The sequence below is a fragment of the Bradyrhizobium sp. CCBAU 53351 genome (genome assembly GCF_015291745.1).
Taxonomy (GTDB): domain Bacteria; phylum Pseudomonadota; class Alphaproteobacteria; order Rhizobiales; family Xanthobacteraceae; genus Bradyrhizobium.
Map to the genome: position 1 here is coordinate 2,578,204 of NZ_CP030059.1, position 24,840 is coordinate 2,603,043.

Sequence of the window (24,840 nt, forward strand, 5' to 3'; positions counted from 1 at the left end):
CCGCGCGGTTCATGGTATTTTGACCTTTGTCTGGAAGCTTGTCGCGAGCTTTGATTCCAGACTCCGAGTCCCCGATGTTCGCGAACAGCAATCTGACGATCCGCTTCCTGGTCGGCGCCGTCGTCGCTGCATTATTGTTTCTGCTCGGCATTGGCGGCGGCACCGGCTTCATCGCGGTGCTCTATCTCAACAACGAGATCACCAGCCTGTCCGCGGACTTCGCGGCGCTGAGCGGTCCTGCGCGCGATCACGCCATGCAGATCTATCAGCAGGCGCAGACCGCGTTCTCGTTTTTCCTGGCCGCCTGCGGCGTGATCGCAATCGTCGCCTTCGCGATCTGCCTCACCACCTGGTTCGCCGTCCGCAACGGCATCCTGAGTCCCCTGGCGGCGATCGTCCATGCGATGCGCGAGGTCGCCGACCAGAAGTTCGAGACATCAGTCCCGGGGCTCGGCCGCACCAACGAGATCGGCCTGCTGGCCGGCGCGCTGGAGGTCTTCAAGACCAACGGCATCGAGCGGCGCCATCTCACCGAACGGCAGCTGCACGAAGCGCAGCACCAGGCCGAGCGATCGAAATTTTTGGACGACCGGATCAAGCGCTTCAACGATCTCGTTGCCAGCGTCGTCGACAGCGTGGCGTCGTCGGCGGTGCATCTGAAGAGCAACGCCGAGACGCTGTCGCGAACGGCCAACGACACCAGCACCAAGGCCAATGCGGTGGCGAGCGCCGCGAGCCAGGCCAGCGCCAGCGTGCAGACGGTGGCAGGCTCTGCCGGGGAGATGACGAATTCGATCGGCACGATCAGCCGCCGCGTCACGGACGCGACCCAGCGCGCCGAAGGCGCAGCGTCGCAGGCGGAGAAGAGCCGTGACACCATCCACACGCTGTCCGATGCCGCCGACAAGATCGGTGAGGTCGTACAGCTCGTGCAGGCGATCGCGTCGCAGACCAATCTGCTGGCGCTGAACGCCACCATCGAGGCGGCGCGGGCAGGGGAGGCCGGCAAGGGATTTGCGGTGGTCGCCTCCGAGGTGAAGACTCTGGCGCATCAGACCAGCAAGGCGACGGAGGAGATCACCTCCCATGTCGCCAGCATTCAGGGCATCACAGCCGAGACCCGCGGCGCGATCGACGCCATCTCCAAGACGCTGTCTGAGATCTCGTCGATCATGTCCGGCATCGAGATCGACACCGCCCAGCAGCGTAACGCGACCCAGGAGATCACGCGCAGCGCCCAGGACGCCGCGCGCGGGACCCTCGACGTTTCCAACCATATCGTTCAGATCACCTCGACCTCCGCAGAGACCGGCCGAATGGCCGCCGAGGCCAGGGATTCGGCGGTCGATCTGTCGCAGCAGGCCGAGACCCTGAAGCGCGAGGTCGACGAGTTCATCGTCAGCGTCAGGGCGAGCTAAGCACGTAAAAAGGCGCCTTTCGCGCCATCACGGGAACTTGGTTAAGTTCCTGGAGAATCACAATTTTCGCCTGCGCTGAACTGCCGCATCCGCGTTCCCTCTTCATTACAAAAGTTTAACCCCGCCGCCAGCGCACGGTAAGGCGGGAGCCCCCATCTTCAGGTCCGTAAGGTGCCGCCCTCAGGCATCACATGGATTTCAAGGCCCTGGAGATCTCTGCATGACCGACCGTATCGACCTCTCGAACCTTCCGTCCTATCGGCAGCCGCGCCGGTCGGTGTTCTCCGCGCGCAAATTCGCGCTGATGGCCTCGGTCGTCGCCGGTCTCGGCGCGGCGGTCTACGGCTTCAGCCCGTCGACGTCGCCGGCCGATCTGTTCTCGAGCCCGGCGCATGCCCAGGTCAACAACGAGGTCCGCAAGGTCGAACGTCCCATCGGCTTTGCCGACATCGTCGAGCGCGTGAAGCCGTCGGTGATCTCGGTGAAGGTCAACATCAAGGAGAAGACCGCGAGCAACGACGATGGCGACGATTCCTCCTCGCCGTTCCAGCCGGGCTCGCCGATGGAGCGATTCTTCCGCCGCTTCGGCGGTCAGGATGGTTTCCCCCCGGGCCTCAAGGGGGGTGGCCGTGGTCGCGTGGTGCAGGGCCAGGGCTCCGGCTTCTTCATCTCGGCTGACGGCTTTGCCGTGACCAACAACCACGTGGTCGACGGCGCCGACAAGGTCGAGGTCACCACCGACGACGGGAAGACCTACACCGCCAAGGTGATCGGTACCGACCAGCGCACGGACCTCGCCTTGATCAAGGTCGAGGGCAGCTCGAATTTCCCGTTCGCCAAGCTCGCCGACAGCAAGCCGCGGATCGGCGACTGGGTGCTCGCAGTCGGCAATCCCTTCGGTCTCGGCGGCACCGTGACCGCCGGCATCGTTTCGGCGAGCGGCCGCGACATCGGCAACGGTCCCTATGACGATTTCATCCAGATCGACGCGCCCGTGAACAAGGGCAATTCCGGCGGTCCGGCCTTCGACACCAACGGCGAGGTGATGGGCGTCAACACCGCGATCTACTCGCCGTCCGGCGGCAGCGTCGGCATCGCGTTCTCGATTCCGGCGAGCACCGTGAAGAGCGTGGTCGCCCAGCTCAAGGACAAGGGCTCGGTCAGCCGCGGCTGGATCGGCGTGCAGATTCAGCCCGTCACGTCCGACATCGCCGACAGCCTCGGCATGAAGAAGGCCGAAGGCGCGCTGGTGGCGGAGCCGCAGGCGAACGGTCCGGCCGCGAAGGCCGGCATCGAATCCGGCGACGTGATCACGTCGGTCAACGGCGAGACCGTCAAGGACGCCCGCGAGCTCGCCCGCACAATCGGCGGCATGGCGCCCGGCGCGACAGTGAAGCTCAACGTGCTGCACAAGGGCCAGGACAAGGTCATCAACCTCACCCTCGGCCAGTTGCCGAACACGGTCGAGGCCAAGGCCGACAATGACAATGACAGCGGCAAGGGTGCGAGCAAGGGCACCGATGTGCCTAAGCTCGGCATGACCGTTGCGCCTGCCAATTCCGTGGCCGGCGCGGGCAAGGAAGGCGTCGTGGTCACCGAGGTCGATCCGAAGAGCGCCGCGGCCGAACGCGGCTTCAAGGAAGGCGACGTGATTCTCGAAGTCGGCGGCAAGAGCGTCGCCACCGCCGGTGAAGTCCGCGATGCCATCACCGCGGCGCGGGCCGACAACAAGAACAGCGTCCTGATGCGCGTGAAGAGCGGCGGCCAGTCGCGCTTCGTCGCGGTGCCCCTCGCCAAGGGGTAGGCCTTCAGGAGGTTTTGAGATGAAGGGTGTCGCCGGCATCAGTCGCCCCCGCCGTCGGCGCCCTTCGGGGAAGCAGCGTAACGTCAGCTTCCCCTTGCTACCTTCCGGTGGAAAAACGCCCCCCTCCGTCGGAAGGCCTAGGGCGGTGGAGTCCCCCCAGCTTCACCGCCCGCCTTTTTTCCCGATGCCAGAGTCTCCCACTCGGCTTGCATGCGATTGCCGCTCGCGCCATGTTTAGAGAAGGTTGACCTCCTTGACCGCCGCCGAACGCACGATGCGCCTCCTCATCATCGAAGACGACCGCGAATCCGCCGACTACCTCGTGAAGGCGTTTCGCGAAGTCGGACATATTGCCGACCACGCCGCAGACGGCGAGGAGGGCCTCGCCATGGCCGAGAGCGGCGATTATGATGTGCTGGTGGTCGACCGCATGCTGCCCAAGCGCGACGGACTGTCTGTCATCGGCGCGCTGCGCGACAAAGGCAACACCACGCCGGTGCTGATTCTCTCCGCGCTCGGGCAGGTCGACGACCGCATCAAGGGCCTGCGCGCCGGCGGCGACGACTATCTGCCAAAGCCCTATTCCTTCGCCGAGCTGCTAGCCCGGGTCGAGGTGCTGTCGCGCCGCCGCGGCGGGCCCGCCGAGGACACGCTCTACCGCGTCGGCGATCTCGAACTCGACCGGCTCTCGCATCGCGTCGCCCGCGGCAAGGACGAGCTGACGCTGCAGCCGCGCGAATTCCGCCTGCTCGAATATCTCATGAAGCATGCCGGCCAGGTGGTGACGCGGACCATGCTCCTGGAGAACGTCTGGGACTATCATTTCGATCCGCAGACCAATGTGATCGACGTGCACATTTCGCGGCTGCGCTCCAAGATCGACAAGGGATTCGAGCGGCCGCTGCTGCACACGATCCGCGGCGCCGGGTACATGATCCGTGACGGCATTCGGTAAACTCGTCCGCACCACGGCATTCCGGCTGACGCTGGTCTATCTGCTGCTGTTCGCGATGTTCGCGGCCTCGCTGCTGGCTTATTTCGCCTGGAATACGCGGCGGCTGATCACCGAGGAGATCACGCAGACGGTCAATGCCGAGACCTCGGAGATCTCCGAGATCTACGGCCGCCGGGGCCTGCGGGCTCTCGTGCTGGCGATCGAATACCGGGCGCTGCGGCCGGGCGCCAACCTCTATCTCGTGACCACGCCGACCGGGCAGGCGATCGCCGGCAATGTCGGCTCCCTGGCGCCCGGCGTGATGGCGACGCGCGGCTGGTCGGAGACCGCCTACCGGCGGATCGAAGACGCCGACGACCGCGACCATCGTGCGCTGGTGCGTGTCACCGAACTCGAGAACGGCTTCCGCCTCCTGATCGGCCGCGACCTTGCCGAGCGGCGGCGGCTGTTCGGTATCGTCGCCAAGGCGGCGCAATGGTCCGTCCTGATCGTCGTGGTGCTCGGCCTCGGCGGCGGCGTCTTCGTGGCGCGCCGCGTGCTCCGGCGCATCGATGCGATGACGGGGACCGCGCAGCGCATCATGACCGGCGATCTCAGCGAGCGCCTGCCGGTCGGGCGCAGCGGCGACGAGCTCGATCGCCTCGCCGAGAACCTCAATGCCATGCTGGAGCGGATCGAGGCGCTGATGGCGGGACTGAAGGAGGTCTCCGACAACATCGCCCACGACCTCAAGACGCCGCTGACGCGCCTGCGCAACCGCGCCGAGGAAGCGCTCGCGAAATCGGGCTGCGAGGCCGATTACCGGGCGGCGCTGGAGCGCACCATCGAGGAATCCGACGGTCTGATCCGCACCTTCAACGCGCTGCTGATGATCGCGCGCGCCGAGTCCGGACAGGCGCGCGGCAACATGGATGATTTCGACGCGGCCGAGGTCGCGGGTGGCATTCACGAGCTCTATGAGCCGCTCGCCGAGGACGACGGCATGACCTTGAAGGTCAAGGCCGACCCGACGCCTGTTCACGCCAACCGCGAATTGATCAGTCAGGCGCTCGCCAATCTGGTCGAGAACGCGATCAAATACGGCAAGCCGGTCGCCCAGGCGGGCGGAACCGTGGTCAGCATGGAGGCCCGGCCGATCCTGATCGAGGCGAGGCGCGACGGCGACAAGGTGCTGCTCAGCGTCACCGATCGCGGTCCCGGGATACCCGAGGCCGACCGCGCGCATGCCGTCGAACGATTCGTCCGCCTGGAAGCGAGCCGCACGCTGCCGGGCTCCGGCCTCGGTCTCAGCCTCGCCGCGGCGGTCGCGACATTGCATGGCGGCGAGTTGAGATTGGACGACGCCCAGCCCGGCCTCGTCGCCACGCTGGTGCTGCCGGTGCGCCTCGGTGCTGGCGACAGGGTTGCTCCGCCAATACCGGATGTGCCACAGAAGGTGGCATGAACCACTCCGCGCCGGGAAACGCGGACAAGCATGGTGAGAGGCTGGCCGCGCGCTTCGCGGAGGCTCCCCATATTGCCGCTTCCACAACCGACGAACGACGTTTCGAAAGCTGGCTGAGCGAGCTCGAGCCGGCCCAATCGGCCCGTCTCGAAACGCTGCTGGCTCATCCCTTTGCCCGGGACATCCTGGCCGGTATCGCGGAATTCTCGCCTTATCTGTTCGATCTGGTGCGCGCCGATGCCTTGCGCCTGATCCGGCTGCTCGAATGCGATCCGGATGCGCATCTGACGGAACTCATCGCGGACGCCAGGGAGGCGGTGCTCGCGGCGGCGGATGAGGCCGAGGTGATGCGGCTGCTTCGCCGCATGAAAGCGGAGGCCGCGCTGCTGACGGCTCTGTGCGACATCGGCGGGGTCTGGCCGGTGTTGCGGGTGACGGCGGCGCTGACCGATGTCGCGGTGTCTTCGGTGCAGGCGGCGCTCCAATACCTGCTGCGGCAGGAAGCCGCACGTGGCAAGATCGCGCCGCCCAATCCCGAGGCGCCCGAGGAGGGCTGCGGGCTGATCGTGCTCGCCATGGGCAAGATGGGCGCGGGCGAGCTGAACTATTCCAGCGACATCGATCTCATCGTGTTCTTCGATCCCGATGCGACGACGCTGGTCGCGGACATCGAGCCGCAGCCGTTCTTCGTCCGCGTCACGCAAGGCATGGCGCGCATCCTGCAGCAGCGCACCTATGACGGCTATGTGTTCCGCGTCGATCTGCGCCTGCGGCCCGATCCGTCCTCGACGCAGGTGGCGATCTCGCGCGACGCCGCGCTGAACTATTATGAGCGGGAAGGGCGCACCTGGGAGCGCGCCGCCATGATCAAGGCGCGTGCCTGCGCCGGCGATGCCAAAGCGGGCGAGGCGCTGCTGGCCGAGATCGCGCCGTTCGTCTGGCGCAAGCATCTCGACTTCGCCGCACTCGCCGACGTCCACGACATGAAGCGGCAGATGCAGACCTATCGCGGCCAGAGCGAGGTCGCGGTCGAGGGGCACAATGTCAAGGTCGGCCGCGGCGGCATCCGCGAGATCGAGTTCTTCGCACAGACCCAGCAACTGATCGCCGGCGGCCGCCATCCGGAATTGCGGGTGCGGCCGACGCTGAGAGCGCTCGACATTCTCGCGTCGAGCAATTGGATCACCTCTGTTGCGCGCGACGAGCTGACGACGGCCTACGAATTCCTGCGCCGGGTCGAGCATCGCCTCCAGATGATCGCGGACGAGCAGACCCATGCGCTGCCCGAAGACAAGGACGCGGTCGAGCGCTTTGCGCGCTTCTTCGGCTATCGGGATCGCGAAGCCTTTGCGAGCGACCTGCTGCGGCAGCTCAAGATCGTGCAGGGGCACTACGAAAAGCTGTTCGAGGGCGACGATCCGACCGGCACGGCCAAGCTGCCGGCGCTCGACTACAGCGCCGGTCCCGACGATCCGCGCATGCTGCAGCACCTCGCAGCGCTCGGCTTCAAGAAGCCTGCCGCAGTGGCGCAAACCGTGCGCGACTGGGTCACCGGCGACTATCGCGTGTTCCGCAATGACGCCACGCGGAATGCCTTCGTGGAATTCGTGCCGGCGCTGATCGACGGGCTTGCCCATGCCGAGGAGCCGGATCGCGCCGTCGTGGCGTTCGATCAATTCCTGGGCGCGCTGCAGCGCGGCGGTCGGCTGTTCATGCTCCTCGGCCAGAACCGCGAGCTCGTCGCGCTGGTGGCGCTGGTGCTGGGCGCGGCGCCGCGGTTAGGCGAGATGCTGGCGCGGCAGCCGCAGCTGATGGATGGCCTGATCGATCCGCGCTTCTTCGGCGCCATGCCGGACCGGCAGGAATTGTCGGGGCGGCTGGCTGCGACCGTGCAGGATGCCGGCTCCTACGAAGAGTTCCTCGATCGCCTGCGCCTGTTCGGGCAGGAGAGCCTGTTCCTGATCGGCACGCGGATCCTCTCCGGTACCGTCTCGGCGCAGCAGGCGAGCACGGCCTTTGCCGATGTCGCCGAAGGCATCGTCCACACCGTGCATGGACTCGTGGCCGACCGCTTCGCCGCCCAGCACGGCCGTATCAAGGGGCAGGAGACCGCGATCATCGCCATGGGCCGGCTCGGCAGCCGCGAGATGACGGCCTCGTCCGATCTCGACCTGATCCTGCTCTACGATTTCGACGCCGACAATCCTGACTCCGATGGGCCGAAATCGCTGCAGGGCGCGCATTATTTCGCGCGGCTGACCCAGCGCCTGATCAGCGCCTTCACGACGCGCACCAATTACGGCGTGCTCTACGAGATCGACATGCGGCTGCGACCCTCGGGACGCGCCGGCCCGGTGGCCTCGAGCCTCGTCTCATTCGCCGATTATCAGGCCAACGAGGCCTGGACCTGGGAGCATATGGCGCTGACGCGCGCCCGCGTGGTATCGGCTTCGCCGGAATTCCGGGAACGGATCGAGCGCGTCATCCGCGACGTCCTGACCCGCCACCGCGATCCCGTGATCACCGCCAACGACGTCGCCGACATGCGGCGCGCCATTGCCCAGGAGAAGGGCGAGGCCGACTGCTGGGATCTCAAACATGCCGCCGGCGGCATGGTCGACATCGACTTCATCGCGCAATATCTCCAGCTCGTGCACGCGCACGACAAGCCGGAGATCCTCGATGTCAGCACCATGCAGGTGCTCGACAACGCCTGCAGGCTTGGCGTGTTGCCCCAATCGGAGACCGGGATATTGCGTGCCGCCGCGCGGCTCTATCACGACCTGACGCAGATCCTGCGGCTGTGCGTCAGCGACCGCTTCAAGCCCGAAACCGCCGGCAACGATCTGCAGCGCGTGATGGCGCGGGCCGGCGACGCGCCGGATTTCTCGTCGCTGGAGGCGCGCGTGAAGGAGACGCAGAGCGAGGTGCGGCGCGTCTTCAGGGCGCTGCTGGAAGGGGTGTAGCCTGCTTCAGAGAGGCGAGCGCCTCGCGCACGTCGGGCTCCAGGCCCGCGCCGCCGGCGTCGAGATGGGCGAAGATCGCGCGCTTCATCCGGGGATCCCAGAACTTCTTGATGTGCTCGGCGATCCCCGGCACGGCCTTGCCGTGGCCCTGGCTGCGGAAGAACGTGCCGATCTGGTTGGCCATGTAGATCAGGCGGTCAGGCGACATCGGCAACCTCCGTAGCATGGCGAGCCGCGACCCGGCTGCCGTGCGTAAAAATTTCGAATCCGTCCTGCCGGGCGATCGCGACCAGCGTGATGCCGGCGGCTTCCGCGGTGCGTATTGCGAGCGCGGTCGGCGCGGACACCGCGATCATCACTGATGCGCCGATCGCGGCGGCCTTCTGCACCATCTCGACCGAGACGCGGCTCGTCAGCAGCACCATGCCGGCCGCGGCGTCGGTGCGGCTTCGCGCCAGCGAGCCCGCGAGCTTGTCCAGCGCGTTGTGGCGGCCGACGTCCTCGCGCAGCGCGACGATGTTGCCGGCGGGGGACCAGAATGCGGCGGCGTGCACCGCGCGGGTTTGCAGGTTGATCGACTGCAAGGGCGCGATGGCCTGCATCGCCGCCATGATCTCTTCCGGCGTGAAGCGCTGGCCCCGCGACACGACCGCCGCGGGCCGCACGGCTTCGGCAATGGACTCGATGCCGCAGATGCCGCAGCCGGTCGGTCCGGCAACGTGGCGACGGCGCTCGCTGATGCGCGCGGCATCCTCAGGCGCAAGCCACATCCTGAGCTCGATGCCGTCGTCCAGGCGAACCACTTCGAGCGAGCGGATATCGTCGACCGACTTGACGATGCCCTCGCTGAGGCTGAAGCCGACCGCGAAGTCTTCCAGGTTCTGCGGCGTTCCCATCATGACGGCGTAGGTGCCGCCATTATAGGTCAGCGCCAGCGGCGTCTCCTCCGGAATGAAGCGCGTTCCTTCGGACGCCACGCCGTTGCGCCAGATTCCGCGATCGATCGCCTGAACCGCGACGTGCATGCCGTTACTCCGCGGCCTCGGCCGGCGCGATGCGACGCGACTGCCGCGCCTGCGCGTCATAGGCCTTCTGCCAGTCCGACGGGCCGTTCGAGGGCGAGACCTCGACCGCCGTGACCTTGTATTCGGGACAATTGGTCGCCCAATCCGAATAGTCTGTCGTGATGACGTTGGCCTGCGTGTCCGGGTGGTGGAAGGTGGTGTAGACGACGCCGGGCGCGACGCGGTCGGTGATCTCCGCGCGTAGCGTGGTCTCGCCGGCACGGCTCTTCAGCCGCACCCAGTCGCCGTCGCGGACGCCGCGCTGCTCGGCGTCGTGCGGATGGATCTCGAGGCGATCCTCGGCATGCCAGACCACGTTCTCGGTGCGCCTGGTCTGCGCGCCGACATTGTACTGGCTGAGGATGCGCCCCGTCGTCAGCAGCAGCGGATAGCGCGGGCCGGTGCGCTCGTCGGTCGCGACATATTCGGTGACGACGAACTTGCCCTTGCCGCGGACGAAGCCGTCGATATGCATCACCGGCGTGCCTTCGGGCGCCTTCTCGTTGCAGGGCCACTGCACCGAGCCGAGCTCGTCGAGCTTGGCGTAGGAGACGCCGGCGAAGGTCGGCGTCAGCGCCGCGATCTCGTCCATGATCTCCGAGGGGTGGCTGTAGTTCATCTCGAAACCCATCGCCTTGGCGAGGCCGATCGTGACCTCCCAGTCGGCCATGCCGTTCTTCGGCGTCATCACCTTGCGCACGCGCTGGATGCGGCGCTCGGCGTTGGTGAAGGTGCCGTCCTTCTCGAGGAAGCTCGAGCCGGGCAGGAAGACGTGGGCGTAGTTCGCGGTCTCGTTGAGGAAGAGGTCGTGAACGATGACGCATTCCATCGCCGACAGCGCCGCCACCACGTGGCTGGTGTTGGGGTCGGACTGGAGGATGTCCTCGCCCTGCACGTAGATCCCCATGAACGTGCCTTCGACCGCGGCGTCGAACATGTTGGGAATGCGCAAGCCCGGCTCGGGGTTGAGCTTGACGTTCCACAGCGCCTCGAACTGGTCGCGCACGGCATCGCCGGAGATGTGGCGATAGCCGGGCAGCTCGTGCGGGAACGAGCCCATGTCGCAGGAACCCTGCACGTTGTTCTGGCCGCGCAGCGGATTCACGCCGACGCCGGGGCGGCCGATATTGCCGGTGACCATCGCGAGGTTCGCGATCGCGATCACGGTGGTCGAGCCCTGACTGTGCTCGGTGACGCCGAGACCGTAATAGATCGCACCGTTGCCGCCGGTGGCGTAGGTGCGGGCGGCTTCGCGCAGGTCCTTCGGATCGACGCCGGTGAGGATGGCGGTGGCTTCCGGGCTGTTCTTGGGCTGCGCGACGAAGGCCGCCCATTCCTCGAACTCGCTCCAGTCGCAGCGCTCGCGCACGAAGGTTTCGTTGACGAGGCCTTCGGTGACGATGACATGCGCCAGCGCGGTCATGACCGCGACGTTGGTGCCGGGCATCAGGGGCAGGTGCAGCGCCTTCACATGCGGCGATTCCACCATCTCGGTGCGGCGCGGATCGATCACGATCAGCCTGGCGCCCTGGCGCAGCCGCTTCTTCAGTCGCGAAGCGAATACCGGGTGAGCGGAGGCCGGGTTGGCGCCGATGACCACGACGACATCGGTGTCCTCGACCGAGTCGAAATCCTGCGTGCCTGCGGAGGTGCCGAAGGTGGTGGCAAGGCCATAGCCGGTCGGGGAGTGGCAGACCCGGGCGCAGGTGTCGACATTGTTGTTGCCGAAGCCGGCGCGGATCAGCTTCTGCACCAGATAGGTCTCTTCGTTGGTGCAGCGGGACGAGGTGATGCCGCCGATGGCATCGCGGCCGTACTTCGTCTGGATGCCGCGCATCCTGGTCGCGGCGAACGAGAACGCCTCGTCCCAGGACACTTCCTTCCAGGGATCCTCGATCCGGTCGCGGATCATCGGCTTGAGAATGCGTTCCCCGTGGTTGGTGTAGCCCCAGGCGAAGCGGCCCTTGACGCAGGAATGACCGCGATTGGCCTTGCCGTCCTTGTAGGGCACCATGCGCACGACTTCCTCGCCGCGCATCTCGGCCTTGAAAGTGCAGCCGACGCCGCAATAGGCGCAGGTGGTGACGACGGAGTGCTCGGGTTGGCCGATCTCGATCACGGATTTTTCGGTCAGCGTCGCGGTCGGGCAGGCCTGCACGCAGGCGCCGCAGGACACGCATTCCGAGCCGAGGAAGCTCTCGCTCATGCCAGGCGAGACGCGGCTGTCGAAACCACGGCCGGAGATGGTCAGCGCGAAGGTGCCTTGCACCTCCTCGCAGGCGCGGACGCAGCGCGAGCAGACGATGCACTTGGAGGGATCATAGGTGAAGTACGGGTTGGACTCGTCCTTCGGCATCCAATGGTCGTTGTCGCAGCCATGGGATTTGGCGAAAACATGGTTCTCGCCCTCATAGCCGTAGCGCACGTCGCGCAGGCCCACCGCGCCGGCCATGTCCTGCAATTCGCAGTCGCCGTTGGCGCCGCAGGTCAGGCAGTCGAGCGGGTGGTCGGAGATGTAGAGCTCCATCACGCCCTTGCGCAGCTTCTTCAGCCGCTCGGTCTGGGTGTGCACGACGAGGCCGTTCATCACCGGTGTGGTGCAGGACGCCGGCGTTCCGGCGCGGCCCTCGATCTCGACGAGGCAGAGACGGCAGGAACCGAACGCGTCGACCATATCGGTCGCGCAGAGTTTCGGGATCTGGTGACCGGCATCCATCGCGGCGCGCATGATCGAGGTGCCCTCGGGCACCGTGACCTCATTGCCGTCGATGGTCAGCGTGACCATCGTTTCCGACTTCGAGCGCGGCGTGCCGTAGTCGATTTCTTCGATCAGAGACATCGTCGTTCTCCTATTCCGCGGCCTGAAGCGTGGTCGGTGCCGGGATGAAGTCCTCCCGGAAGTGCTTCAATGCGCTCAGCACAGGGTACGGCGTGAAACCGCCGAGTGCGCAGAGCGAGCCGAATTTCATGGTGTTGCAGAGGTCTTCGACCAGCGCGAGGTTTTCATGGACGCGCTCGCCGTTGATGATCTTCTCGATGGTCTCGACGCCGCGGGTCGAGCCGATCCGGCAGGGCGTGCACTTGCCGCAGGATTCGACGGCGCAGAACTCCATGGCGAAGCGCGCCTGCCGGCGCATGTCGACGCTGTCGTCGAACACGACGATGCCGCCATGGCCGATCAGGCCGTCGCGGGCGGCAAACGCCTCGTAGTCGAACGGCGTGTCGAACAGCGCGCGGGGGAAATAGGCGCCTAAGGGCCCGCCGACCTGCACGGCGCGAACCGGGCGGCCGGTGAAGGTGCCGCCGCCGATATCGTCGACGAGCTCGCCGAGCGTCACGCCGAACGCCGTCTCGAACAGCCCGCCATGGCGGATGTTGCCGGCGAGCTGGATCGGCATGGTGCCGCGCGAACGGCCCATGCCGTAATCCGCATAGGCCTTGGCGCCTTCGGCGAGGACGAAGGGGATAGCCGCGAACGACAGCACGTTGTTGATGACGGTCGGCTTGCTGAACAGGCCGTGATGCGCCGGCAGCGGCGGCTTGGCGCGCACGATGCCGCGCCGGCCTTCGAGGCTTTCCAGCAGCGAGGTTTCCTCGCCGCAAACGTAAGCGCCGGCGCCGACGCGGACTTCGAGATCGAAGCTGTCAGTCGAGCCGCCGATCCTGTCGCCGAGATAGCCGCCGCGCTTGGCGGCTGCGATGGCCGCATTCAACGCCTCGACCGCGTGCGGGTATTCGCTGCGGATATAGATGTAGCCCTTGGTCGCGCCGACGGTGAGGCCGGCGATCGTCATGCCCTCGATCACCAGGAAAGGATCGCCTTCCATGATCATGCGGTCGGCGAAGGTGCCGCTGTCGCCTTCATCGGCGTTGCAGACGATGAACTTGCGGTCGGCCTTGGCCTGCGCGACGGTCTTCCACTTGATGCCGGTCGGGAAGCCCGCGCCGCCGCGGCCGCGCAGGCCCGATGCCGTGACTTCGCTCAGGATCGCCTCGGGTCCGAGCGAGAGCGCGCGCTCAAAGCCCTTGTAGCCGCCATGGGCGCGGTAATCGTCGAGCGAGCGCGGATCGATCACGCCGCAGCGGGCGAAGGTGAGGCGGGTCTGGCGCTTCAGCCAGGGAATCTCGTCGGTTGCCCCCAGCCGCAACGCATGCGGTGTGTTGCTGGCGAGCGCGTCGAGCAGCGAGGGCACGTCGGCTTCCGTGACCGGACCGAAGGCGATCCGGCCCTGGGGGGTCGCCACCTCGACCAGCGGCTCGAGCCAATACATCCCGCGCGAGCCGGTCCTGACGATCTCGATTCCTACGCCGCGCTTGCTTGCTGCCTGCTTCAGCGCCAGGGCAACTTCGTCGGCGCCGACGGCGACTGCGCCGGCGTCACGTGAGACGAACAGACGCAAGCTCATCGCTGGGCCTCCGCAACGAGGGCATCGAGGCGCTTCTGGTCGAGCCGGCCGATCAGGCGGCCGTCGAGCATCGCGGACGGAGCGGTCGCGCACAGGCCGAGGCAGTAGATCGGCTCCAGCGTGACGCGATCGTCGGCCGTGGTGTTGCCAAGCAACACGCCGAGCTTTGCTTCTGCGCGCGCAGCCAACGCATCGCCGCCCGCGGCCTGGCAGGCCTCCGCGCGGCACAGCTTCAGCACGCGGCGGCCGGCGGGCTTGTGGCGGAAGTCGTGGTAGAACGTGAACACGCCATGCACTTCGGCGCGCGACAGATTGAGCGCCTGCGCCACCATCGGGATCGCGGCCTCCGGCACATAGCCGAAGGCTTCCTGCAACGCATGCAGGATGACCAGCGTCGCGCCCTCTTGGTTGGCATGTTCGGCGATGATCTCGCCGCCGCGCGTCTCGTTCCAAGGCTCAAAAAGCGCTGTCATTCTTCGTTCTCAACCTGAGCGTTTCCTCAGCGCAAACTAGTTGGAATCATTCGAAGATCAATAAAGCCGTCCCGTGCTGCGATTGCGAATTCAGATCGATTTGCAACCGCAATCGATCGATACGAAATGGCAATGAAAACTGGATCGGCTGCCGGTTTTCGCGTGTTGGTGCAGGCCAGGCGTGCTAGCTTGCATGCCACGATGGATCCGAGAGGACTGGCGGTTGATCGACAAGCTTGAACTATTGCTGGCGCTGGCGAAGGAGCGGCATTTCGGACGCGCGGCGGAGGTTTGCGGCGTGACGCAGCCGACGATGTCGACCGGGCTGAAGCAGCTCGAGGAGATCCTCGGCGTGATGCTGGTCCAGCGCGGGTCGCGCTTCCAGGGCTTTACGCCCGAAGGCGAGCGGGCGCTCGACTGGGCGCGGCGGATCGTCGGCGATGCCCGCGCGATGCGCGAGGAGATCAACGGGCTGAAGCACCAGCTCTCCGGCGAGATCCGCATCGCGGCGATCCCGACCGTGCTCGGCATGGTGGCCGCGCTGACGACGCCGTTCCGTGCAAAGCATCCGGAAGTGCGCTTCCGCATCCAGTCCACCACCTCGTCCGAGGTGCTCGGGCTGCTGGAAAATCTCGAAGTCGATGCGGGGCTGACCTATATCGAGAACGAGCCGATCGGAAAGGTGCGGACCATTCCGCTCTACAACGAGAGCTATCGTCTTCTGACCGCGCCGGATGCGATGTTCGGCGACCGCGAGACGGTGACCTGGACCGAGGTCGGGCAGGTGCCGCTCTGCCTGCTGACGCCCGACATGCAGAACCGCCGCATCATCGACCGCGCGCTGCGCTCGGTCGGCGCAGAGGCGACGCCGACCCTGACCTCGAACTCGCTGCTGGTGCTGTTCACGCATGTCAAGACGGGACGGTGGGCGAGCGTGATGCCGGCCAAGCTCGCCGAGACGCTCGGTCTGTCCGACACGGTGCGCTCGATCCCGATCGTCGATCCCGACGTCAATTACAGCATCGGCATGGTCATCCCGCAGCGCGATCCGATGACGCCGCTGATCGCGGCGCTGGTCAATGTCGCGCGGGAAGTGGCGCCGTCGCTGCAATTGTAGAGCAGAATGCAGTTGAGTTGAATTAAGCGGCCGCGCGCTCGGTGCACCTCCCGCTTGCGGGAGAGGTCGGCGCAACGCGCCGGGTGAGGGTTCTCTCCTCTTGGGGGTTCTCGATTGCGGAGCTACCCTCTCCCCAACCCTCCGCCGCAAGCGGGAAGGGAGCTGCAGCTGTAGGGTCTCAGGCCGCGGCCGATATCCCGGACGCCGCCTTGATCGCGTCGCGTGGCAGGGTCACGCGCACGACGGTGCCGACCTCGAGCTTGGAGCGCAGCCGCATCGAGCCGCCGTGGAGCTGGGCCAGCGAGCGGGCGATCGCAAGGCCGAGGCCCGAGCCGTGATAGGTCTTGGTGAGCTGACTCTCCACCTGCTCGAACGGGCGGCCGAGCCGTGCCAGCGAATGCGGCGCGATGCCGATGCCGGTGTCCGCGATCATCAGCACGATCCGGTCGTCGAGCTGCCGGCTGCGCACCACGACGCGCCCGCCGTCGGGCGTGAACTTCACCGCATTGGAGAGGAGGTTGACGATGATCTGCTTGGTGGCGCGGCGGTCGGCGACGACGGCGATGGATTTGGCGATGTCGGCGTCGAGGGTGATGTGCTTGTCCTGGGCGCGGCCGGTGACGACCCGCAGAGATTCCGCCAGCGTCCGCGACAGGTCGAGCTGTTCCATGTCGAGCTTCATGCGGCCGGCCTCGATCTTCGACATGTCGAGGATGTCGTTGATGACCTCGAGCAGATAGTGGCCGCTGGTCAGGATGTCCTGGCAATACTCCTGGTACTTCTCGCTGCCGAGCTCGCCGAACATGCCCGAGCCCATGATCTCGGAGAAGCCGATGATGGCGTTGAGCGGCGTGCGCAGCTCGTGGCTCATATTGGCGAGGAATTTCGACTTGGTCTGGTTGGCTTCCTCGGCGCGGGTCTTTTCGCGCTGGTATTTCTCGGCGAGGTCGGCGAGCTCGACCGCCTGGCGCTCCAGCGCGGCCTGCGAACGCTTCAGGTCGATGACGGTGGCGCGCAGGCGCAGGTCGTTGTCGACCAGCTTCTGCTCGTGCTCCTTGATGCGGGTGATGTCGGTGCCGACCGAGACGTAGCCGCCATCCTTGGTGCGGCGCTCGCTGATGTGCAGCCAGCTGCCGTCGTCGAGCTGCGCCTCGAAGGTGCGCGCGCCGGGCCCTTGGGCGGCGGTCTCGTTGTGGCGGGTGCGCACCTCCGGCATGCGGCCGACCTCCAGCACGGTCTCGTAGGAGGTGCCGGGAATAACGGCGGTCTCGGGCAGCTTGTGCAGGCGCTGGAAGTGCGAGTTGCAGAGCACGAGACGGTCGCTCGCGTCCCACAGCACGAAGGCTTCCGGGATCGTCTCGATGGCGTCGCGCAGGCGAAGGTCGGCTTCCACCGTCTTCTCGGCGAGGCTCTTCTGCTCGGTGATGTCGACGGCGATCCCGATCAGGTGCACGCTGGAATCGGTGGCGCCGCGGGTCTTCTCGCAGCGGACGCGCAGCCAGATCCAGTGGCCGTCGACGTGCTGCATGCGGAAGGTCTGGTCGATGTGGTCGATCTTCTCGGAGATGAGCTGGTCGGCGATCGCGAACAGGTCGATGTCGTCGGACTTCACCAGCGCATTGACCTCGCCGAAGGTGAGGAGCTCGTTGCGGCCGTCGAGGCCGAGCATCGAGAACATCGACTGCGACCAGAAGATCCGCCCGCGCGACAGGTCCCAGTCCCACAGCCCGCAGCGGCCGCGGTTGAGCGCGGTGTCGATGCGTCCGCGCACGGCGTCGTTGATGAGGTCGCCCTCGCGGGCGCGGGTGGACTGCCAGTGGAAGGCGAAGCCGAGGATCAGGACGACGAATCCTGTCGTGGCCGACAGCGTCACCGAGAGCGCGGCGTCCGAGCCCCAGATCGGCTCGTTGCGCTCCTGGATCACGGTGACGAAACCGGGCATCGACTTGATCTGCCGCGAGGTCGCCATCGCGGCGTTGCCGTTCGGCAGCGTCATGTCGGAGATATTGCCGTCGCGTGTCGGCGCCGCGAGCAATTGTGCCGTCGTGATGGCATCGAGCAGACGGTCGTTGCCCGAGGGGTCGCTGTCGACCGGAACGCGGGCGAGGACGCGTCGGTCGATGCCGGCCGAGGTGACGATGACGTGGCGGCCCGAGGCCGTGCCCCAGGACGGGATCAGGTCCGGCAGCAGCGTCGGCAGGCTCTCGATGTTCTTCAGCCGCTCCTGCCGCACGGAGGTGATGCGGTCGATGCGCTCGGCCAGCAGATCGGCGAGCGCCGAGATGTCGTGGCGGATCACCAGCCGCTTCTGACGCGTCTGGTCGACGACCTGAACGAACGCGCCGAGACAGATCGTGATCAGGAAAGCGATGATCAGCGTCGGCACGGCGCGACGAAGCGCCGGCTCCGCGATCAAGAGCCGATGATAGGCAGGTTTCGCGATCGATTGCGCCAATCCTTTGATCGAATCGGATTGGACGCACGCGTTCGCGGCGTCTGCACGCGACATGCCTTCGGCCCCCTGAAAACCAGCTTGCAACTGAAGTCCGGAAGCAGCCCCACATCGCTTCCGAATCACAGCGATTTGAATCCAGTTTTCGCGGGCTGTCGAGAGTCAACGAATCGTTAACGCGAAATTATTCTTATCCAACGCGAGATTTGTGCATCGCGCGTCCGCAAACTCACGGGCGGGAGGAGTCCGAAACGGGAACGTGTGACTCCACGCACATTCTTCGTGTCGTGCGACTCGTCACGCGCGCGGCGGTTCGGCGTGACTGATGACGCGCTTGACGCTCGGGAACGCGCGCCGCAACGCGCGCTCGATCGCATCGACCTGCTCGTGCACCTTGATCACGCTCATCGAGGGTGTCGCGCGGCAGTGAAAGTTGACGATCTCGCCGGCATCGGTGTTGCGGACACGGACATTGTGGATGTCGTGGATCTCGCCGCCGGCGGCATAGTCCGCCAGCGCGGCGGCGATCGTCCGCACCCGCTCCGGCGCGGCATCGATGCCGAACGGAAGTTCCGGTTCCAGCGGTTCGATATGGACATCGACCTCGACGTCCTCGCCGAACTCCACCTGGATGTTGCGCTCCAGCGTGTTGGCGATGTCGTGGGCGGCGTCGAGCTGCATGCCGCCATCGACCTCGAGGTCGATGCTGACGATCAGCTTGCCGCCCAGATCGTGCACTGTGACGTGGTGGATGGCGAGCCCCGAATTGCGCGCGATGACCATGATGCGGTCGCGCACGGTCTCGTTGTCGCGCGCGACGGGCACCGCGGCGAAAGTGAGGTCGGCATCACCGAAGGTCTTGGTGACGGCGGCCTGCGCGTTGCGCTTGATGTCCTCGACACGGTCGATCGGATAGGTCCGCGGCACCTTGGCGATGGTGTCGATGAAGGTCGTCGCCCCGACCATGCGCACGCGCAGGCGCTCGACGTCGATCACCCCGGGCACGCCGCAGATCGCGGCCGTGGCCTTTTCCTGCGCACCCTCGGGAGCGCGGTCGACGAGCGTCTGCACGGTCGAGCCGGCCATGCGCAGGCCGAGAGCCGCGATCATCACGGCGACCGCCGCCGCCGCCGCGGCATCGCCCCACCAGAAGCCGAGGGCGGCGAGGATCAGGCCCACGATCACGGCGAACGAGCCCATCACGTCGGAAGCAAAGTGCAGCGCGTCGGCCGCGAGCGCCTGGCTTCGCGTCGCACGCGCGGCGCGGTGCAGGGCTCGGGCGCGCCAGAGATTGACGATGATGTCGATCACCAGCACGACGAACGGCACGGCCGAAATGGTTGGCGGCGGCGTCCCCTCGCGGAGCCGGCTATACGCCTCGACCAGGATGCCGCCGGCGAGCACGTAGAGCAGGGCGGTGACGCCGAGCGCGGAGATGCTCTCCAGCTTGCCATGGCCGTAATGGTGCTCATCGTCCGCCGGCTTGTCGGACACCCGCACCACCGCCCAGGTGATGATGGTCGCGACCAGGTCGATCGAGGAGTGCAGGGCCTCGGAGATTAGCGCGAGCGAGCCGATCGCGATTCCGACCACGAACTTGGCCGCCGCCATGGCGCCGCTGGCAAAGATCGAGATCGCCGCGACCGAGGTCTTGTCGTGCTGGGAGGTCATGGCGGGGGATTTAGCAGCCCGGGGCCGAACATCAAGCGGCGATCCACAGGAGTAGTCGCGAGTGAGTTGCAGGAGCGGGGCGATGTCATTCCGGGTTCGGTCCCGCGGACCGCCCCGGAATGACTTTCCTCACACCGTCACCACGATCTTCCCAAGATGCCTGTTCGCCTCCATGTGCTCGAACGCCCGGTCGATGTCGTCGAAGGAAAATACCTTGTCGATCGGCAGCTGCAGCTTTCGCGACTCCACCGCGCCCCAGATGTCCTTGCGGACCTCCGCGAAGATCTCGCGGACCTCCTCGATGGTGCGGGAGCGGAAGGTGACGCCGACATAGTCGATGCGGCGCGCCGCATGCAGGTCGAAGTTGAAATCGGCATGGGTGCCGCCGAGCCGGCCGACATTGACGATGCGGCCCTTCACCCTGGTCGCGGCGAGGTTCTGGTTGGCGACCTTGCCCGAGACCTGGTCGACGATGAGATCGACGCCTTCGCCGTTCGTCGCCTTCAGCACTTGGTCGACCCATTTGGGATCGGATGAGTCGACCGCGAGGTCGGCGCCGTATTCTTTCAGCCGGCCGCGCCTGACAGCATCGGTGGAGGAGCCGATCACGAGCTTTGCGCCCTTGAGCCTGGCGATCTGCATCGCCATCAGGCCGACGCCGGAGCTGGCACCCTGGATCAGCACGCTCTGGCCTGGCTTGACCCCGCCGACAGTGACCACGGCGTTGTGCATGGTCGCGAGCGCGACGGGCAGGGTGGCCGCCTCCTCGAAATTCATGTTCGAGGGTGCGTGGAACAGCCGGCCGTGATCGGCCAGCGTGTATTCGGCGAAGGCCGCGCCGCCCGAGCCCATGACGCGGTCACCGATCTTGACGCCCTTCGCATCCGGCCCGAGCTCGGCGACCTCGCCGGCCCATTCCATGCCGAGCACGGTGCCGACGCCGCCGGCCGCGCCATGGGCGTGGCCCTTGCGCATGCCGGTGTCGGCGCGATTGAGGCCGCAGGCGCGGACCTTGACGAGAACCTGCGTGCCTTTCGGCTTGGGTTGAGCGACGTCGGAAATCCGAGCGCCTTCAGGACCGTAGACATAGGCTTTCATGAAATCCTCTCGCCTCCTGAGGTGATTATTCCGCCGCTTCGCGTTGCGGCTGAACGATCATGCCTTCGAGCCGGCTGCGAATGATCGCCTCCGCCTCGCGCACGATGCGGGAGATCAGCTCGGCGCAGCTCGGGATGTCCTGGATCAGGCCCTGAACCTGGCCGGCCGACCAGATGCCTTCATCGGAATTGCCCGTGGCATAGACCATCTTGCCGCGGGCACCGGCGACGAGCTCGCGGATGTCCTCGAATTTTGCGCCTTCCTTCTCCATCGCGACCACCCTGGTCGAGATCTCGTTCTTGGCGACGCGCGAGGTGTTGCGCATGGTGCGGAAGATCAGCTCGGTCTCGCGCTCGTCATTGGCGACGATCTTCTCCTTGATGAGCTGGTGGATCGGGCTTTCCTTGGTGGCCATGAAACGCGTGCCCATGTTGATGCCGTCGGCGCCCAGCGCCAGCGCGGCGACGAGGCCGCGGGCATCGGCAAAGCCGCCGGAGGCGATCATCGGGATCTTGATCTTGTTGGCGGCGGCCGGGATCAGGATCAGGCCGGGGGTGTCGTCCTCGCCGGGATGGCCGGCGCATTCGAAACCGTCGATCGAGATGGCATCGACGCCCATGCGTTCGGCCGAGAGCGCGTGACGCACGCTGGTGCATTTGTGCACGACCTTGACGCCGTGCTTCCTGAACTCGTCGACATGCTCCTGCGGCTTGTTGCCGGCAGTCTCGACCACCTTGATGCCGCTCTCGATGATGGCGGCGCGGTACTCGGCATAGGGCGGCGGCTTGATCGCGGGCAGGATGGTGAGGTTGACGCCGAACGGCTTGTCGGTGAGGTCGCGGCAGCGCGCGATCTCCTTCCTGAGGTCCTCCGGCGTCGGCTGGGTCAGCGCGGTGATGAAGCCGAGCGCGCCGGCATTGGCGACGGCGGCGACCAGCTCGGCACGCCCGACCCATTGCATGCCGCCCTGGACGATCGGGTGCTCGACCCCCACGAGTTCAGTGAACCTTGTCTGCAGCATGATAAGTTTCCCCCAGCGATGGCCCGCAGGCTCTGTTGTCGGTTGATGCCGCAAGGATGCCGCCGGGGGTGGGAAAAGTCTATCAGCCGAGCGTGCGGTGGAGGCGGGGCGGCATGCGGGGGACGAGGAGATTCCGCGAGGCGGATAATTGGGGTGTGCCGCCTTTGCAGGGGCGTCCGCCAAGGCGATGCTGAGGCTGCTTTCTGGATTGCTTCGTCGCTACGCTCCTCGCAATGAGGGGAAAGCTACTCCGCCGACAGCCGCACCATCTGGCGGCCGCCGTTCATTTCCTTGAGGCGGTTGACGAAGTTTTCCGGGCGCTGCCAGCGGTTGGGGACCTCGAGGCCCATGAACTCGGCGATGTCGCCGATGAAGCCGGTACAATTGGCGGTCTCGGCGTTCCAGACCGGCGAGTTCGTCTGCAATTTCTTGATATAGGCGAACACGCGCTTGGCGTCGGCCTCGTTCAGATAGACGCGGTAGCTGGCGGTCAGATATTCCGGATCGAGATCGCCATAGCTCGCGCCGGTTTCCGACGGCACGAAGGTGATGTGGCCGAGCACGTAAGCGAGCGTGTCGCCGGCGGGCGTCAGCCCTGCGACCTCGACGGCCTTCTCGCTGGTCTTGCCGTACCAGACGAAGGCATGGCCCCAGCTCGCGGCCGTGCGGGCGCGGAAGTCGACGTAATAGGGACCTTTCTCCGCGCGCGCGAGCGAGCGCCGCGTCGATTGTGGCGCCGGCCGTGACGTGGAGTCGGTCGTGGCAAGCGCATTGGCATCCGCAGCGCGCTTGTTGGCTTCGTGGGCCGAAGCCGAGGGCATCAGGCAGGCGATCATCGCCGCGAGAGCGAGCCCGGCAAGAATGCAGGATCCCGATCGATCAGGTTTGTTCGTCACGCTGTGCCCCTCGACTGTCGGCCGCTTACGCTGGTCTTGCGCGCTAACGCGTCAGTAGCGCGCCGCAACCGGGCCCGGCGCCTTGCCGATCGGGGCCTTTCCAACCGGGCTCTTGCCAATCGGCATCTTGCCGATCGGCGCCTGCTCGGAATAGACCGGCACGGGCTGGCGGCGCGGCAGATCCGCAGCGTTCGCGGCCGTCACCAGAGCAAGCGTGGCACCCAGAGCAATTACAATCTTCTTCACAGTGATACCCCTAGAAGGTTTGGCCCAAACACGGCCATGCCGTGCCCCCAGACACACCTCACAAAAGGGCGTCCGAATGCGACCAAGTTGCGGCGCGCACGGGGCATGTCAGCGGCATATGTCTGACGCGCAAAGATGTGATGTGTCTGGATGTTTCGGGACGGCGTGAAGCGCCTCACCCGATCCGATTGAGGCCATTCCTGATCGTCGCGAAGATGCCGCCGATGTCCTTGCGCAGGGCGTCGAGCGCGTTGAAATTGTCGAAGATGCGGGCGAGGCGGTCTTCGACCTCGCGCTTGCTCCGGGTCAGGGTCTCGACGCGCGAGGCCAGCGTCACGTCGCCGTTGGCCTCGATCTCGCTGACGGTCTTGGCGAGGAGATCGCGGGTGGCGCCGACCTCCGCGATCATGGCCTCGATGCCGAACACCGGCGCCTTGAGCGGGACGAGGTCGGCCTGCGACTTCGACAGCTCCGTCTTGAAGGCGTTCAGCGTCGCCAGTGTCTCCTGCAAGGCAGCCAGACGCTGGCGTGACTGGAGGACGAATTCGTTCAGCGCGTTCTGGCGGTCTGCGAGGGTCTTGCCGTCGGAATCGGTTTCGACGTCGGCGAGCGCGCGTTCGAGCTGGGCCTGGCGCTGGCCGAGCTCCTCGAAATCGAGCCGGATGCTTTTCAGGATGTCGAAGCTGTCGTCGATGCGGGCGAGGCGCTGCTCGATCTCGATCTTGTTCTTCGAGAGTGTCTCGACGCGCGTCGCGAGCGGCGTCTCGCCGCCGGTCTCGAGCTCGTCGATGGTCTTGGCGAGACGGTCGTGGCTGAGGCTGAGCTCGCCGATCAAGGCGTTGATGCCGGCATCCGAGGATCGCAGCGGCGCCAGCTCGGCGTGGGATTTCGCCAGATCCTCCTTGTGCCGGTTGAGGGTCGCGAATGTGTCCTGGACCGCGTTCACCCGCCCCAGAAGCGCCGACACGTCGCGCGCGATGTCCCGCTGCCGGTCGGCGAGGTTGTTCTTGCGGTCGTCGGTCTCGAGGTCGTGCAGCGAGCGTTCGAGCTGGTTCTGGCGGTCGCGGATCTCGGTGAAGATGGGCTCGACCGCGCGGCGCTGATCGGCGACCTTGCCGACCATCTCGCGCAGTGCCTGCTGGCGGCGGCGGATCTCGGCGAGCTGGTCGTGCATGTCGGTGGATTCGTTGCGGCCCTGCTGCAGCAGCGCGCGCTGCTCGGTCTCGCCGAGCTTGTCGTGGAGGGCGGAGACCGCTTCCCGGGGATCGCTTTCAATCAGGTGCTGGACGGTGGCGTCGAGATGGTTCTGCAGGGCGTGGGCGACGACGACGTCCTCGCGGGTCTTCTTGAGACGGTCGCGCAGCGTCTTCAGGCTGCGGTCCTGGCGTGACAGCCGCCAGGCAGACGCGCCGATCAGGGCCAGCGTCCCCGCCAGGATCGCGCCGACAGTGATGCGTTGCGGCATGGGAAGCCCCGCGAACCAGGCGGGCAGATGGGCAAAGTCGTAACCAAACGTCTGCTGGGTGAGAAACGCGATGACGGCCAGCAGCACCAACCAGGCAATCAGGAAAAACAGCCACATCGTGAATTCCTCACGCCGGCACACATTTTCGCCATGATTGCTATTGGAGAGCCGAACACCGCGCAAGGGGCTGTCGGAGGTGCATGATGTCTCGGGACGCGCGATCCACCGCTGATTGAGGGAAAGACGGCACGGCGGGGTGCCCCGGGTCTTTCCGCAGCGGTGGGGGCTCCGCCCCGGAATGACGGAGCGAGCATTTCTGTAGCCCGGATGGGCGCACGCGGGAG

General features: G+C 66.2%; 18 protein-coding genes. 6 read left to right on the forward strand and 12 right to left on the reverse strand.

What is annotated here, in order from left to right; all coding sequences use genetic code 11:
- The first annotated feature begins 74 nt into the window (after positions 1–74).
- From XH83_RS12035 to XH83_RS12055, 5 genes are all read left to right on the forward strand, one after another.
- Positions 75–1,418, forward strand: coding sequence for a methyl-accepting chemotaxis protein (locus tag XH83_RS12035; RefSeq protein WP_194407199.1), 1,344 nt, complete (start codon positions 75–77; stop codon positions 1,416–1,418).
- Positions 1,419–1,638: 220 nt separating this feature from the next.
- Positions 1,639–3,222, forward strand: a complete 1,584-nt coding sequence (locus XH83_RS12040) for a Do family serine endopeptidase (RefSeq protein ID WP_194407200.1) — start codon at positions 1,639–1,641, stop codon at positions 3,220–3,222.
- Between the two features lie 274 nt (positions 3,223–3,496).
- Positions 3,497–4,177 (forward strand): response regulator transcription factor, encoded by a 681-nt coding sequence (locus XH83_RS12045; RefSeq protein ID WP_194407201.1) that lies wholly within the window; start codon positions 3,497–3,499, stop codon positions 4,175–4,177.
- Positions 4,161–5,621 carry an ATP-binding protein gene (locus XH83_RS12050; protein WP_194407202.1) on the forward strand — a complete coding sequence of 487 codons (1,461 nt, stop codon included), beginning with the start codon at positions 4,161–4,163 and terminating at the stop codon, positions 5,619–5,621. Before XH83_RS12045 ends, XH83_RS12050 begins: the two co-directional genes overlap by 17 nt.
- Positions 5,618–8,587 (forward strand): bifunctional [glutamine synthetase] adenylyltransferase/[glutamine synthetase]-adenylyl-L-tyrosine phosphorylase, encoded by a 2,970-nt coding sequence (locus XH83_RS12055; RefSeq protein WP_194407203.1) that lies wholly within the window; start codon positions 5,618–5,620, stop codon positions 8,585–8,587. Before XH83_RS12050 ends, XH83_RS12055 begins: the two co-directional genes overlap by 4 nt.
- Here XH83_RS12055 and XH83_RS12060 read toward each other — a convergent pair.
- From XH83_RS12060 to XH83_RS12080, 5 genes are read right to left on the reverse strand one after another with little or no spacing between them, the layout of a single operon-like run.
- Complete coding sequence (locus XH83_RS12060; RefSeq protein ID WP_194407204.1) at positions 8,562–8,795, reverse strand: formate dehydrogenase subunit delta; 234 nt, start codon at positions 8,793–8,795, stop codon at positions 8,562–8,564. The genes XH83_RS12055 and XH83_RS12060 overlap by 26 nt on opposite strands.
- Positions 8,785–9,612: a formate dehydrogenase accessory sulfurtransferase FdhD gene (gene fdhD, locus XH83_RS12065; protein WP_194407205.1), complete on the reverse strand. Its 828-nt coding sequence runs from the start codon at positions 9,610–9,612 to the stop codon at positions 8,785–8,787. The genes XH83_RS12060 and fdhD overlap by 11 nt, the downstream gene beginning before the upstream one ends.
- Before the next feature lie 4 nt (positions 9,613–9,616).
- Positions 9,617–12,490 (reverse strand): formate dehydrogenase subunit alpha, encoded by a 2,874-nt coding sequence (fdhF, locus tag XH83_RS12070; protein ID WP_194407206.1) that lies wholly within the window; start codon positions 12,488–12,490, stop codon positions 9,617–9,619.
- A gap of 10 nt (positions 12,491–12,500) precedes the next feature.
- Positions 12,501–14,057, reverse strand: coding sequence for an NADH-quinone oxidoreductase subunit NuoF (locus XH83_RS12075; RefSeq protein WP_194407207.1), 1,557 nt, complete (start codon positions 14,055–14,057; stop codon positions 12,501–12,503).
- The gene (locus XH83_RS12080) at positions 14,054–14,530 is read right to left on the reverse strand and encodes a formate dehydrogenase subunit gamma (RefSeq protein ID WP_194407208.1); all 477 of its coding nucleotides are present in this window, start codon (positions 14,528–14,530) and stop codon (positions 14,054–14,056) included. The genes XH83_RS12075 and XH83_RS12080 overlap by 4 nt, the downstream gene beginning before the upstream one ends.
- Positions 14,531–14,753: 223 nt before the next feature.
- On the opposite strand from XH83_RS12080, the gene XH83_RS12085 reads away from it, so the two are divergent.
- Entirely contained in the window at positions 14,754–15,647 is an 894-nt protein-coding gene (locus XH83_RS12085; RefSeq protein WP_194407209.1) for a LysR family transcriptional regulator, read from the forward strand.
- Positions 15,648–15,825: 178 nt separating this feature from the next.
- Here XH83_RS12085 and XH83_RS12090 read toward each other — a convergent pair whose 3' ends face one another.
- The 7 genes from XH83_RS12090 to XH83_RS12120 form a co-directional block, all read right to left on the reverse strand.
- Positions 15,826–18,156, reverse strand: a complete 2,331-nt coding sequence (locus tag XH83_RS12090; RefSeq protein WP_194407210.1) for a PAS domain-containing sensor histidine kinase — start codon at positions 18,154–18,156, stop codon at positions 15,826–15,828.
- Positions 18,157–18,396: 240 nt separating this feature from the next.
- Positions 18,397–19,770 (reverse strand): cation-efflux pump, encoded by a 1,374-nt coding sequence (locus XH83_RS12095; protein WP_194407211.1) that lies wholly within the window; start codon positions 19,768–19,770, stop codon positions 18,397–18,399.
- A 129-nt stretch (positions 19,771–19,899) separates the two neighbouring features.
- Positions 19,900–20,868, reverse strand: coding sequence for a zinc-binding dehydrogenase (locus XH83_RS12100; protein ID WP_194407212.1), 969 nt, complete (start codon positions 20,866–20,868; stop codon positions 19,900–19,902).
- A gap of 25 nt (positions 20,869–20,893) precedes the next feature.
- Positions 20,894–21,889 (reverse strand): nitronate monooxygenase family protein, encoded by a 996-nt coding sequence (locus XH83_RS12105; protein ID WP_194407213.1) that lies wholly within the window; start codon positions 21,887–21,889, stop codon positions 20,894–20,896.
- A gap of 245 nt (positions 21,890–22,134) precedes the next feature.
- Positions 22,135–22,785, reverse strand: a complete 651-nt coding sequence (locus XH83_RS12110) for a hypothetical protein (protein WP_194407214.1) — start codon at positions 22,783–22,785, stop codon at positions 22,135–22,137.
- A gap of 51 nt (positions 22,786–22,836) precedes the next feature.
- On the reverse strand, positions 22,837–23,037 hold the full coding sequence (locus tag XH83_RS12115) for a hypothetical protein (RefSeq protein WP_049820038.1): 201 nt from the start codon (positions 23,035–23,037) through the stop codon (positions 22,837–22,839).
- A gap of 169 nt (positions 23,038–23,206) precedes the next feature.
- Complete coding sequence (locus XH83_RS12120) at positions 23,207–24,613, reverse strand: hypothetical protein (protein WP_194407215.1); 1,407 nt, start codon at positions 24,611–24,613, stop codon at positions 23,207–23,209.
- Positions 24,614–24,840 lie beyond the last annotated feature (227 nt).